At 66.5% G+C, this 12,730-nt stretch carries 10 protein-coding genes; 4 read left to right on the top strand and 6 right to left on the bottom strand.

Features of this window, described 5'->3' with window-relative positions; translation table 11 throughout:
• Window positions 1-6: 6 nt before the first annotated feature.
• Window positions 7-1,041 carry an aldehyde reductase gene (locus tag J8I26_RS04585; protein ID WP_209604828.1) on the bottom strand — a complete coding sequence of 345 codons (1,035 nt, stop codon included), beginning with the start codon at window positions 1,039-1,041 and terminating at the stop codon, window positions 7-9.
• 76 nt (window positions 1,042-1,117) lie between these two features.
• Between J8I26_RS04585 and J8I26_RS04590 the strand changes: the two genes are divergently transcribed.
• On the top strand, window positions 1,118-2,086 hold the full coding sequence (locus J8I26_RS04590) for an AraC family transcriptional regulator (protein WP_209604451.1): 969 nt from the start codon (window positions 1,118-1,120) through the stop codon (window positions 2,084-2,086).
• Window positions 2,087-2,117: 31 nt separating this feature from the next.
• On the opposite strand, the gene J8I26_RS04595 is transcribed toward J8I26_RS04590, so the two are convergent.
• The 3 genes from J8I26_RS04595 to J8I26_RS04605 all read right to left on the bottom strand — a co-directional run bounded on the left by J8I26_RS04595 (window position 2,118) and on the right by J8I26_RS04605 (window position 5,984).
• Window positions 2,118-2,498 (bottom strand): hypothetical protein, encoded by a 381-nt coding sequence (locus tag J8I26_RS04595; protein WP_209604453.1) that lies wholly within the window; start codon window positions 2,496-2,498, stop codon window positions 2,118-2,120.
• A gap of 140 nt (window positions 2,499-2,638) precedes the next feature.
• Window positions 2,639-4,627, bottom strand: a complete 1,989-nt coding sequence (locus tag J8I26_RS04600) for an AsmA family protein (protein ID WP_245200054.1) — start codon at window positions 4,625-4,627, stop codon at window positions 2,639-2,641.
• Window positions 4,628-4,772: 145 nt separating this feature from the next.
• Window positions 4,773-5,984: an MFS transporter gene (locus J8I26_RS04605; protein WP_209604455.1), complete on the bottom strand. Its 1,212-nt coding sequence runs from the start codon at window positions 5,982-5,984 to the stop codon at window positions 4,773-4,775.
• Between the two features lie 166 nt (window positions 5,985-6,150).
• On the opposite strand from J8I26_RS04605, the gene J8I26_RS04610 reads away from it, so the two are divergent.
• From J8I26_RS04610 to J8I26_RS04620, 3 genes are all read left to right on the top strand, one after another.
• A complete protein-coding gene (locus J8I26_RS04610; protein ID WP_209604457.1) occupies window positions 6,151-7,143 on the top strand; it encodes an AraC family transcriptional regulator in 993 nt (330 codons plus the stop codon).
• A 129-nt stretch (window positions 7,144-7,272) separates the two neighbouring features.
• Window positions 7,273-8,526 carry a multidrug effflux MFS transporter gene (locus J8I26_RS04615; protein WP_209604459.1) on the top strand — a complete coding sequence of 418 codons (1,254 nt, stop codon included), beginning with the start codon at window positions 7,273-7,275 and terminating at the stop codon, window positions 8,524-8,526.
• A 554-nt stretch (window positions 8,527-9,080) separates the two neighbouring features.
• Window positions 9,081-9,257: a hypothetical protein gene (locus J8I26_RS04620; protein WP_209604461.1), complete on the top strand. Its 177-nt coding sequence runs from the start codon at window positions 9,081-9,083 to the stop codon at window positions 9,255-9,257.
• A gap of 277 nt (window positions 9,258-9,534) precedes the next feature.
• On the opposite strand, the gene J8I26_RS04625 is transcribed toward J8I26_RS04620, so the two are convergent.
• Together J8I26_RS04625 and J8I26_RS04630 are read right to left on the bottom strand one after the other, a co-directional pair.
• The gene (locus J8I26_RS04625; protein WP_245200055.1) at window positions 9,535-10,233 is read right to left on the bottom strand and encodes an MBL fold metallo-hydrolase; all 699 of its coding nucleotides are present in this window, start codon (window positions 10,231-10,233) and stop codon (window positions 9,535-9,537) included.
• 73 nt (window positions 10,234-10,306) lie between these two features.
• Window positions 10,307-12,706: a DNA polymerase II gene (locus J8I26_RS04630; protein ID WP_209604465.1), complete on the bottom strand. Its 2,400-nt coding sequence runs from the start codon at window positions 12,704-12,706 to the stop codon at window positions 10,307-10,309.
• Window positions 12,707-12,730 lie beyond the last annotated feature (24 nt).

Raw genomic sequence — 12,730 nt, forward strand, 5'->3', positions numbered from 1 at the left:
GGCGCGCTAGTTTGATCCCTTGAGCAGGCCGAGTCGGACCAGGCTTTGCGCGGTGGCGACGATGGCGTCCTCGCGCGAACGCGGCGACCAGCCCAGCAGGCGTCGCGCCTTGTCGCCGCTGGCGTTCAGGTTCACGCCCAACAGCGGCAGCGCCGTCTTCATCGCCGGATTGCGCCCCAGCAGCAGGCGCGCCAGCCAGTTCGGCAGCACCCGGCGCGGCACCCTGGCAGCCGCCTGGCCCATGCGCTGGCGCAGCACCCGGGCCACCTCCTTCATCCACATGCTCTCGCCGGCGATGGCGATGAAGCGCTCGCCGGCAGCGGCCGGGTGCGTCATCGCCAACAGGTGCAAGTCGGCCACGTCGCGCACGTCGACGAAGCCGGAGTTGATCTTCAGGCAGCCCGGCTGGCCGTCCATCATGGTCTTGATGATGCGGATCGAGTGCGAATAGTCGGCGCCCAGCGCCGGCCCCAGCACCGCCACCGGGTTCACGGCGGCCAGCTGCATGTTGCCGCCCTCTCGGGCCATGAACTCCCAGGCCGCCAGCTCGGAGCGGGTCTTGGACTTCTGGTAGGGCGCCACGTTGCCCTTGAGGTTGGTCCAGTCGTTCTCATTGAACGGACGCTGCATGCGGCCATGACCCGCGCCGATGGCGCCAAAGGCGGAGGTCAGCACCACCCGCTCCACGCCGGCATCGCGCGCGGCGCGCAGCACGCGCAGGTTGCCGTCCACCGCCGGGCGGATCCAGTCCTCCTCGGCCACCTGCGGGCCGGACGGTGTGGGCGATGCGCCGTGCATCACATAACGACAGCCTGCGGCGGCCTGCGCCCAGCCCTCGTCATTGCTGAGGTCGGCGGCGACGAAGCTCAGGCGCTCGCCGGCCGTGACGCCGCCGACTTGCAGATGGGCCCGCACTTCGGCCTCGCGCTTGAGCTCGCGCACGGTGGTGCGCACCCGGTAGCCTGCCTGCAGCAGCGCGATGATGCAGTACTGGGCAATGAAGCCCGTGCCGCCGGTGACCAATACCAACTCTTCTTTCATGTGCTTCATGACTATGTTCCGAATAAGGCGCAATGCGCCGACCGGCAGAAGATAAGGCGTCCGGCCCGGATTTTGAATGCTTGTAAATCCCTTTTACTTGCGTGATAGTACGGAGATGAAAACCGACCCGTTCTCCGACATCCTCCGGTTCACCCGCGCCGAAGCAATCAGCACCGGCGGCTTCAGCGCCGGCGGCCCATGGGCGTTACGCTTTCCGGCGCCAGCCAAGATCAAGTTCTTCGCCATCGTCAAAGGCCATTGCTGGGTGCACCTGGACGGCGAGCCGTCGCCGTTGCTGTTCAACACCGGCGATGTCGGCCTGCTGACGGCGGCGCGCGCGTTCACGCTCTCCAGCGAGCCGGGGGTGGAGCCGGTCGACGCCATGGAAGTGTTCAGCGGGAAGAAAGCGGTCGCCATCGGCAACGGCCAGGATTTCGCCCACATCGGCGGACATGTGCTGCTCGACAGCACCAGCGGCAAGCTGCTGCGCGATGTGCTGCCGCCCTGGATCCACGTGCCGGCCGATACGCCGCAGGCGATCAATTTCCGCTGGATGCTGCAGCAGCTGGTGGATGAACGCAAGACGCCGCAACCGGGCGGCGAGCTGGCCTCGGCCCAGCTGGCGCAATTGCTGTTCATCCAGATCCTGCGCGCTCATTTGAATACCACCGGGCCCATGCCCAACGGCTGGCTGCGCGCGCTGGGCGAGCCGCGCCTGGCCCCGGCTCTGCACCTGATGCACGGCGATCCGGCCTATCCCTGGCAGCTGGAAGAACTGGCCCGGGCCTGCGCCATGTCGCGCACCACCTTTGCCGCCCGCTTTCGCAATGCCGCCGGCGTGGCGCCGCTGACCTATCTGTCCAACTGGCGTATGCACCTGGCCGAACGTGCGCTGCGCGAGGGCAGCGAGCCGGTGGCCAGCGTGGCGCAGGCGCTGGGCTATACCTCGGAGAGCGCGTTCAGCAACGCCTTCAAGCGCGTGACCGGGGCTTCTCCGCGCAGCTATCGCAGCAGCGCCCGGAAGCGCGCTTCCACGCCGGCCTGAGCGTCGCGCCCGAGTGGCAACTCAGTGGCGCCTAAGGCTGCATCTGCGGCCCGGCCGGATTGCCGCTGTCGTCCTCGTCGTTGTCTTCGTCGCCGGTGATGTTGAGCTCCTTGCCGACCTCTTCCTCGTCGATGCCGCTGACGTGCTGCAGGCCGATGTCCTCTTCCTCCAGCGATTCCGGGCGGTGACGCTCCTCGCGCCGGCGCAGTTGGGTGACTTCTTCCAGCTCCGCATCCTCGCCCTCAATCCTGGCCTCACCTTGCAGCAGGCGGTCCGCCTCTTCCTCCGGCAGGCTGGTGGCCAGCGATGACCTGCCGTCCTGCTGCTCGGGCGGGGCTTCGGAATATTGTTCCTGCTGGCGTGCGGCCTGCTGGTCGCTGCCGTGCTGAGTGTCTCGGATTTGCTTGGCCATGGCGCTTCTCCTCTGGTGATCCAAAGACCACAGCATGACCCCGGCCAAGGCCGAGCCATATCGGCCGGACGCCTTTGCCGGCGTGGGCGTTTGCCGTCACGCCTGTCGGACGGCAGGCGACGTCCTGCAGAGCACGCCGTTCAGCGCGCGCGGGCGCCGGGTGCGGATGCGACCGGGGGCTCGCGGCAATCGTCGGGAATGTCTTCACCCGGGGTGACCAGCGGCACCACCGCCGCCAAGGGCGCCACCAGCGCCAGCGCGGCGGCGGCGCCCGCCTTGGCCGCCAAGGGGCCGGTATGCGCGCCGATCTGCGGATGGCTGAAGCTGCCCTTGACGAACAGCGGCGTGCGCAGCGACAGCAGCCGCAGGTGCTTGGTGCGCGGCCGGATGTCCAGGTCCAGCAGCTCGCGCGCGAGGTCGACGTGGCCGCTGACCTCGATCAGGGCGTCCTCGGTATTGAGCACGAAGCGCCGCATCCCGGCTTGGCCGCGCGCGATGCGCACATCGGCCACGGCGCAGTGCAGGCGCACCTGCTTGTCCTGGTAGAAGCGCGCGAACACGGCATCGGCCAGGTTCAGCCCGGCGGCTTCCAGGATGAACTGGCTGATCGAGCCTTCGCTGACCTCGGCCTTGAGCGTGCCGTCGGCCGTGCCCAGCATCGCCGCGATCGAATTGCCGGCGCCGCTCAATTCGGCGCTGCCGTCGATACGGCCGAAGCTGGCCTGCATCGATGCCAGCCGGGGAAACAGGCGCTTGACCTGCAGGTCGTGCGCAGTCAACTGCAGCCGGCCGCGGATGGTGTCTTGCCGGCCGTCCAGCGTGAGCTTGCCGTCGGCCTTGCCGCCAGCCATGGAAAACCGCACCGGGTCGAAGCTGAGCACGCGATCCTTCAGATAGATACGCGCGCTGGGCTCATGCCAGATGAATTTGGGCAGCAGCGCGAACTGCTCGCCGGTGAAGTTGATCTCGGCGTCCAAGGCATCCCAGCGGGTCGGCTCGAAGGCATGCGCCGGCAGGACCTTGCCGTCCGGCTTGCCGGCGGCGCCGCTGCCCGGCGGCGCCACGTCGGCCAGGCGCAGCAGTTTGGAGTGGAAGGTGGTGCGCAGTTGCGGCCGGCCGCGTCCGCGCAGGTATTGGGCGTCGCCCGCGAAGTCGCTCTCGCCCACGGTGCCGGTGAAGCGCTGGTAGCGCCAGTCCCACAGCGCCGGCTTGCCGCCTTCGCGAATGATGGCAAGCTGCCCTTGCGTGGTGAACGCGCGCGACTGCGGCAGCAGCACGCCGGTGGCGGGATAGAGATCAGCCAGGGTGTCGCCGGCCAGGCTGAGTCGGAGATCGGCGCGGGCCAGGCGGTGCGGGTTAGTGAGCGTGCCGTCGAGGCTGGCTTGTACGCGCCCGATGCTGCCTTTGGCCTGCAGCGGATACAAGGCGCCGTCATTGAGCAGGTCGAGCAAAGCGCCGCCCTGTCCGTCGGCCTTCACCTCGGCCTCTTTGTAGCGTCCCGACAAGACGGCCGAGATGGCCAGGTCCGGCACGTCATTCTTCAGCACGCCCCGCGGGGTGTTGGGCAAGGGCTTGAGCGCGGCATTGAGGTCAATATCCAGCGGCAGGTCGACGTAGCGCAGGGTCACCCGGTCGAATTCCAGGCGGTGGATGTCGTAGCTCCAGACCGGCTCTTCGGATGAAGAGAAGCGCCAGTTCTTGCGCACGTCGGTGGCGCGCTCCATCACCACCTGGGCGCCGGTGAGGCGCAAGTCGTTGATCAGCCAGTGCTTGCGCAGGAGCGGCCACGGCGAAAAACAGACGTCCACCGCGTCGGCCCGGGCCAGCAAGGGGCCGCTGGAGGCCCAGTCGGCGTTGGCGATGCTGATACGGTCGGCTTTCACCCGCAGGCACGGCAGCAGCCGGCTGGCGCCGGGCTCGCTGTCCGGGGCGCGGCTCCAGGAGAGCGCCAGGTTGCCGTCGACCCGGATCTGGCGATCCAGCACCGCCGACAGCCGGGCCGTGACCCATGGCTTGGCCAGGTTCCAGTCGAACAGCGCGACGGCGGCAGCTGCGACCAGCACCAGCGCCGCCAGCGTACCCAGCAGCCATCCCATCATTCGCAGCGGCAACCGCAGCCGAGCTTGCATTCATGCCTCCGTATCGGTTCGCCTCATTGTTATTGTCTGCTATCCGTAGGGTGCGGACGCAGCAAGCTCAACCTGGCGAGTATCGGATACGCAGCGGCGCCGGCCTATAGGCGAAGCGGCAATGCGCCTGTAATCCTTGCGGCAATCAAGCCTGCACGCGCGCCGGGCGCGGGCCGTAGCGCAGGGTCAACAAGGTGCCCAGCGTCAGCGTCACGGTGGCGAAGATGGTGCCGCCCAGCGCGCCGACCTGGTCGACCAGCAAGCCGCCGCCAATGGCGCCGCTGGCAATGGCGACCTGGAACGCCGCCACCAGCAGGCCGCCCGCGCCTTCGGCGTGATCCGGCGCAGCGCGCACGATCCAGGTCTGGAAGCCGACCGGAAAGGCGCCAAAGGCGAAGCCCCACAGCGCAATCGACACCGCCGCGACAGTCGCCGAGGATCCGGCCGCCCACAGCGTGGCTGCCAGCAAGGCGATCAGGGCGCCGCCGGCGACGATGGCCAGGCGCTCGCTGCGCTCGGCGATGAAGCCGCCGGCGAAGTTGCCGAAGAAGCCGCCCACGCCATAACCCAGCAGCACCGCCGAGATCGTCGACACCGACAGATGCGTGACGTGCTCCATCAGCGGGCGGATATACGTGAAGCCGGCAAAGTGGCCCGAGATCACCAGCAGCACCGCCAGCAAGGCCACGCGCACGTCGCCGCGGCCGAGCAGGTGGAACAGCACCGACAGGCTGGGGTTGTCCTTGGGCGGCAGCTTGGGAATGGCGACCACCTGGATCACTAGCGTGATTACGCTGACCACGCCGGCGGCCACGAAGGCGCTGCGCCAGCCCCATAGATCACCCATGTAGGCGCCGATCGGCGCGGCGCACACGGTGGCGATCGAGACGCCGGCCAGGATCACCGACATGGCGCGCGCAAACACCTTCTCCGGCACCATGCGCATGGCCAGCGCCGCGGCCATCGACCAGAAGCCGCCCAGCGCAACGCCCAGCAGCACGCGCGCGCCCAGCAGCACCGACAGGCTGGTGGCCGACACCGCCAGCACGTTGGAGACGATCAGCAACAGCGTCAGCGCCACGATCACGCGCTTGCGGTCGAAGTTGCGGGTGATGACGGGGATGGTCGGGGCGGCAATGGCGCCGACGATGGCCGTGGCGGTGACCGCCTGGCCGGCCGCGCCGTCGGTCACGCCGAGGTCGGTGGACATGGCGGTCAGCAGGCTGGCCGGCAGGAACTCGGCCGTGACCAGGCCGAACACGCCCAGCGCCAGGCTGATGATGCCGCCCCAATTGCTATGGGTGATGGCGGAGTTTGATTGCGAGCCGGTGGAGGCGGCCGGGGAAGCTTCTAGCATGGCAGTTTCTCTGGAAGGATCAAAAATGATCGAAATTGGGGAGTTGTGGCAGTGTAGGACGAGCAGACTGGACTTTCCATGCCTATAACGCTTATTCTCATGACTATTCGTCCAAACTTGCCTGCCATCAGGATGAGAGCTCGAACGTGAGCCCAAGGAGCCCGCCATGAACGTCAACGACCTGCCCCAGCCGTCCCGCCTGCCCACCGTGCCGGACATGCCCGACACGCTCACCGAGATCCTGCTGGGCCTGCGCCTGGACGGCGTCGAATACGGCCGCTGCGTGATGCGCGAGCCCTGGGCCATCGCCTTCCATCCCAGGCCGGAGGCCAGCTTCCACTTCGTCGCCCAGGGCGGCTGCTGGATGCGCACCCAGACCAGCGAGTGGATGCAGCTTAATCCGGGCGACGCGGTGCTGCTGCCGCGCAGCACCTTTCACGTGCTGGCCAGCTCGCCAGACGTGCCCTGCGTGGACATCGAGGCGCTGGCGAAGAAGCCTGTTTCCGAAAACATCTATCTGGTCAACGGCACCGCCGGCGACAGCCTGGTAACCGACGACGCCGCCCCGCCCTCGCAGGTGCTGTTCTGCGGCACGATGCGCTTCAACCTCGATCCGCTGCATCCGCTGCTGGCCATGATGCCGGACGTGATGCGCGCCTGCGACCTGAGCCAGCGCGACCCGGCGGTGCTGGCCATGCTGGAGGCGATGGAGCGCGAAATCCAGATGAACCGCATCGGCGCCTGCGGCATCCTGGCGCGACTGGCTGACGTGCTGGCCGCCAGCATCATCCGCGCCTGGGTGGAATGCGCCTGCTCGGACGCCACCGGCTGGATTGCCGCAGTGCGCTGCCCGCAGATCGGCCGCGTGCTGGCCGCCGTGCACAAGCAGCCGGAGCGCGAGTGGTCGGTGGCCGAGCTGGCCGAGGTCATGGGCGCGTCGCGCTCCAGTTTCATCGAGAAGTTTTCCAACACGGTCGGCGAAACGCCGGCCAAGTACGTGGCGCGCGTGAAGATGTTCCAGGCGCGTCACTGGATCGCCCGCGAAGGCATGCGCGTGGCGGTGGTCGCCAGCCGTCTTGGCTACGACTCGGAGGCCTCCTTCAGTCGCGCCTTCAAGCGCGTCATCGGGCATCCGCCCAGCGAAGCGCGCATCGGCTGAGGCGCCGTGAAGCTTGAACGCTGCCGCCGGCCGGCAGCGTTTTAGGGCGTCGCCAGCAGGAATTCGCGCAAGTCGGCACAATAGCGGCCTTTACATCGCGCCATTCGGAGCATCTGCGCCGTCCGTACCATGAGCACCCTCGCCCAACATCCACCCAAGCACCTGCCCAACCACCCGCGCTTCATCCTGTTCCTGGTATGCGCCTTCGCGTCCGCCGGCCAGCTGGCCATCGACATTTACGTGCCGGCCCTGCCGACCATGGCGCACTTCTACCAGACCTCGCCGCAGGCCATCCAGTCCAGCGTGACCGGCTACCTGTTCGCCTATGCCTTCGGCCAGCTGGTGTTCGGGCCGCTGGCCGACGCCTACGGTCGCAAGCGCATCCTGCAGGCCGGCCTGGCGCTGTTCACGTTGGGCTGCATCCTGTCGCTGCTGGCCACCAACCTGGAAACCTTCGTGCTGGCCCGGGTGCTGCAGGGCTTCGGCATCGCCACCACCAACCTGCTGGCCAAGACCATCATCAGCGACTCCTTCACCGGACAGACGCTGGTGCACGCCTTCACCTACATGTCCATCGCCTGGGGCTTGGCGCCGATCATCGCGCCGGTCATCGGCGCGCACCTGCAGGAAGCCTTCGGCTGGCGCTCCTGCCTGGTGTTCCTGCTGCTGTATTCGTTCGTGATGTGGGGCGTGCTGTGGCGCTACCAGGAGACGCTGCCCAAGCCGGTGCGGCTGCATCCGCAGACGCTGTTCAAGAACGCCCGCATGGTGCTGGCAAGCCCCGTGTTCCAGAGCTGCTTCCTGGCGCAGGGCTTGTGCTACAGCATCCTGCTGGTGTTCAACATCGTCGGCCCGTTCATGGTGCAGAACACGCTGCAGCTGCCGCCGACCTACTTCGGCTACCTGGCGCTGGCGATCGGCCTGATGTACTTCCTGGGCGGCATCTCCAACCGCATCCACCATGCGCGCCTGCCCAGCGCCGAACAGCGCCTGCGCATCGGCGCGCGCGTCATGACCGGCGCCTCCTTCGCCATGCTGGTGCTGGCGCTGACGGTCGGCCTGAAGGTATGGACGCTGACCGCACCGGTACTGCTGATGGGCTTCTGCGCCGGCGCCATGTACCCGACGCTGATGGCCAAGGGCAACTCCATCTTCCCGCACATCGCCGGGCTGACCAGCGCCATCCTCGGTTTTGCGCTGCTGCTGGTGTCGTCGGCGATGATGGCGCTGGCCGGCTTCGTCTCCATCCATAGCCTGACGCCGCTGGCGGTGTTTTTCGTGATCATCGGCGCCACCGTGATCCTGATGGTGGGCAAGCTGCTGCAGCACCTGCAGCAGCCGGCGGCGATTGCCGCCCCTGCCGCTGCCAACGAGCCCGGCTGAACCGGCGCCGGCTCAATGTGAAAAATGCCGTTCAGTTGATCGCTGAGCGGCATTTTTGTTTGTGCCTGCTCGCGACGCCGCGATACGGATTCATGCGCCGCAAACGTCGCTGGTGAGCGTATCGAGCAACGCGGCAGGGCGTTGCCGCCGCCGGTGATCTCGGCGGAAGTCCCGCCAATCACCTTGGCGCTGGAGCAAGCGCCGCCGATCAATCTGCGACTGGCCGTATCGCGCCACCTGCTGCACTGCCCCACCGGGCCCGTGATGATCTGCCAGCCTTGCGCGTTGCGGGCCGTACACAAGATGCCGCCAACATCTGAAAAGCCGTGCAAATACATCCACTTAGCGCAGGTTTCCATGGCCACTGGCGGCGGAAACGGGCACAATGACGGCTTGGCGCGCAAGCTCGCCGGAAGTTATTTTTGAGGGAAAATAATTTCCAAATGTTGTCAGTCCGGCACATCAGAAAAATCCTGATATCCGGTCAACTGTATGGGGAATAGGATGACGCCATCAGATCAACGTTGGCCATCCTTCACGAGGGAAAAATGAACGTGTTCCAGTCTTTGATGCACTACGGCTCCTATGCCCTGGCTTTCTACGCTTTGTACGTTGTGGCAGGTTCGCTGGCCTTCGGTTACTACATCTGGCGTCGCGTCTACAGCGCCCCGCAGGCCAAGCCTGTGCCGGTTGCGCGCAGCCTGCGCGATACCGATTCCCACCTCGGCTGAATCCATCGGTTCGACGTTCGACGACTGCGCCCGCGTGGCCGGTTCGGGGCGAGCCGCTGTTGCTCGCCGGCATTGGCGCCGATGCCGTACGATGCTCCTGGTTTTCGTCGCTTGAATCGCCTTTCAATGCCCTTTATTCACCCATATTTTTTGGTAAATAAAATGCAATGATTGCTTGTTGGTGGTCTGCCGCCACAGCCGCGTTCAGCCCTCAATCAAAAAGGGCCGGATTCCCTCGAATCCGGCCCTTTGTCATTTTCGCTTCCAGTTGCGTTGTCTAGTGCGGTAAGCCCAGATTACGGTTGGCCGGCACCGCCACGTCCATCAGTCTTGGCGGAGGCAGGTTCAGGTTGTTCATCAGCTCCACGAAGGCTTCCAGCGAGCGGCCGGCCAGCCGGCTGTTGTGGCGCTTTTCCCAGCCGATGGTGGAAACCGAGCGCCCCTTGTAGTCGTGCGCCGGCCACAGCATGGTGGCGTCGGGCAACGTAAATAAGCGTGAGGTGACGCTGTGATACATCTCCTCGGCGCTGCCGCTCTGGAAGTCGGTGCGTCCGCAGCCGTCAATCAGCAAGGTGTCGCCAGAGAACAGATTGCCGCGCCACAGGTAGCAGACGCTGCCGGCGGTGTGGCCGGGCGTATGGACCACGTGGATCTTCTCGCCCTGCTCCGCCCCGCCAAAGCGCACCACGTCGCCATGGCTCAGCTGCACATCGGCCGGCGCAATGCCACAGCCGATCGGGGCGGCGGTCCTGGCGCCGGTCAGCTGCTGGAGGCGGCCGGCCGAGGTGACGTGGTCGGCGTGGTTATGGGTTTCCAGGATATAGGCCAGGCGCAGGCCGAGGCGCTCCAGATGCGCCAGGTCGCGCTCGCAGTGCTTGTCGACCGGATCGATCAGCACCGCTTCGCCGTCGGCGGCAAGCAGGTAGGTATAGGTGCTCGATTCGGAATCGAAGAGCTGGATGGGCAGGGAATTCAAGGGACCTCCGGGGCGCCGGGGTGGCGCAGTCAAACGCGGGCAAACATGCGCAAGCATACGCTGTTGCGCCGCATTAGAACAGCTCCTGCTGAGGTGAGGTGACAGCCGCGAAGCTGTCGCCGACAAAGGCGAGGATGGCGTCGGCCACCGGCGCCAACTGGCGCTCCAGGTAGTGGGCGTAGTCGATGGCGGCGCTGCGCTTTTCCAGCGGCTCCGGGCCGGCGGTGGTCATCACGTAGTTGATCCAGCCGCCCTGCTGGTATTGCAGCGGCCGGCCGTCCTCACGGTTGACCTCGTCGGCCATGCGCGCGGCGCGCACGTGGGGTGGCACATTCTTCTCGTAGTGGTCGAGCTGGCGACGCAGGCGCTTGCGGTAGACCAGCTGTTCGTCCAGCTTGCCGGCCAGCAGGTCGGCAACGTAGGCGGCGATGTAGTCGCGGTATGGCTCCTTGCGGAAAATGCGCAGGTACAGCTCCTGCTGAAACTGCTGCGCCAGCGGCGTCCAGTCGGTGCGCACGGTTTCCAGGCCCTTGTAGGTTACTTTGTCCTCGCCATCGGCGGTGCGCACGTAGCCGGCGTAGCGCTTCTTGCTGCCGACGTCGGCGCCGCGCACGCTGGGCATCAGGAAGCGCTGGTAATGCACCTCGTATTGCAGCTCCAGCGCGCTGTCGAGCCGGTATTCCTGCTGCAGGCGCTCACGCCACCAGTCATTGATTCGCGCCACCAGCGCCAGCCCGATGGCGCGCGCCTGCTCGTCGTCGTGGGCGCGCTTCAACCAGACGAAGGTGGAATCGGTGTCGCCGTAGATGACTTCATAGCCCTGCTCCTCGATCAGCTCGCGCGTGCGGTGCATGATCTCGTGGCCGCGCCGCGTGATGGACGACGCCAGCCGCGAATCGAAGAACCGGCAGACCGTCGATCCCAATACGCCGTAGAAGGAGTTCATGATGATCTTCAGCGCCTGCTGCAGCGGCTTGTTGCCGCGCTGCTTCGCTGCCTCGCGCGCCTGCCAGATCTGCTCGATGATGGCCGGCAGGCTGTGGCTGCGACGCGAGAAACGCGCGCCGTTGAAGCCGGGCACGGTGTCGGCCTCAGGCTCGTTCAAGGTGCCGTCCACGAGCCCCACCGGATCGATCAGGAAGCTGCGGATGATGCTGGGATACAGGCTCTTGTAGTCCAACACGATCACCGAGTCGTACAGCCCCGAGCGCGACTCCATGACGAAACCGCCCGGGCTGGCGATCGCCTCGGCATCGCCCAGGTTGGGCGCCACATAACCCTTGCGGTGCATCTGCGGCATGTAGAGATGGGTGAAGGCGGCCACCGAACCGCCGGTGCGGTCGGCCTGCAGGCCGGTGACGCTGGCGCGCTCGAGCAGGAACGCCAGGATCTCGGTCTTGGCGAAGATGCGGGTGACCAGCTCGCAGTCCTTGAGGTTGTAGGTCGCCAGCGCGGCGCGGTCCTCAGCGAACATGCGGTCGATCTCGTCCATGCGCTGGTAAGGCGTGGCGATCGCCTTGCCCTCGCCCAGCAGCGACTGCGCCACGTTTTCCAGGCTGAAGGACGGGAAATTCCAGAACGCCGAGCGCAGGCTCTCGATGCCGTCGATCACCAGCCGCCCCGGCGCCGTGACCAGCATGTGATTGGCGCGAAAACCGTGTTCACGCCACTCCAGCGGCTTGCCGGCGCGCCCCAGGCGCAGCGTGGTCTGGTATTTGGTCGCCTGCTTTTGCAGCACGTTGAGGTCGAACTGGATCAGGTTCCAGCCGATGATGGCGTCGGGGTCATGACGCGCCATCCAGTCGTTCAAGGCCTCGATCAGCGCCTTGCGCGAGTCGCAGAAATGCAGCTCGAAATCGACCTGTTCCACCGCCCCGCTGCCCGGCGCCAGCGCATACACGGTGCGCTGGCCGCAGCCCTCGATGGCGATTGAGTAGAGCTCGCCGTGCCAGCTGGTCTCGATGTCCAGCGACGCCAGCTTCAGCGCCGGGCGATAGGCCGCGAGCGGACGGATGCGGGCGTCCGTCAACACGCCCTCGGCGTCCGGCGTGCCCGAGAACGCCAGCGGCGCGTTGATGAAGCGCTCCATCAGGTAGCGCTCGGGCGGCCGCACATCGGCCTCGTAGACGGGGATGCCGGCTTCCAGCAGCTGTTTTTCCTTCTTCAGCAGCTTGCGGTACTGGCGCGCATACAGGCCCATCACGGGGCGCATGCTGAAGTCCTTCAGGTTGTCCAGCGCACGCAGCTCGAACGTGGGATCGCCCTCCAACAAGGGCTCCACGCGCTCGCGCTCGGCTTGCGGGATGAAGGCCACCGCCTGCTGCGGCGGCAGGCGCAGGCATTGCGCGCCATCGTCGGTGGCCAGCCACAGCTCGATCTCGACGCCGGCAGACGTGTCGCGCCAATGGCGGCTGAGGATGAATCCCCGGCGTTCGCCTTGGCGCAATTGCTCTTGTTCGTCGCTGCCTTGCATAGTGTGTCGCTGTCCCTTTTTCCT

Source organism: Herbaspirillum sp. LeCh32-8 (assembly GCF_017814915.1).
Lineage (GTDB): Bacteria > Pseudomonadota > Gammaproteobacteria > Burkholderiales > Burkholderiaceae_D > Herbaspirillum.

Bases quoted from the DNA above. Each gene is read 5' to 3' on its own strand.
- J8I26_RS04585 (WP_209604828.1), bottom strand. From the start codon at position 1,041: ATGAAAGAAGAGTTGGTATTGGTCACCGGCGGCACGGGCTTCATTGCC.
- J8I26_RS04590 (WP_209604451.1), top strand. From the start codon at position 1,118: ATGCTTGTAAATCCCTTTTACTTGCGTGATAGTACGGAGATGAAAACC.
- J8I26_RS04595 (WP_209604453.1), bottom strand. From the start codon at position 2,498: ATGGCCAAGCAAATCCGAGACACTCAGCACGGCAGCGACCAGCAGGCC.
- J8I26_RS04600 (WP_245200054.1), bottom strand. From the start codon at position 4,627: ATGCAAGCTCGGCTGCGGTTGCCGCTGCGAATGATGGGATGGCTGCTG.
- J8I26_RS04605 (WP_209604455.1), bottom strand. From the start codon at position 5,984: ATGCTAGAAGCTTCCCCGGCCGCCTCCACCGGCTCGCAATCAAACTCC.
- J8I26_RS04610 (WP_209604457.1), top strand. From the start codon at position 6,151: ATGAACGTCAACGACCTGCCCCAGCCGTCCCGCCTGCCCACCGTGCCG.
- J8I26_RS04615 (WP_209604459.1), top strand. From the start codon at position 7,273: ATGAGCACCCTCGCCCAACATCCACCCAAGCACCTGCCCAACCACCCG.
- J8I26_RS04630 (WP_209604465.1), bottom strand. From the start codon at position 12,706: ATGCAAGGCAGCGACGAACAAGAGCAATTGCGCCAAGGCGAACGCCGG.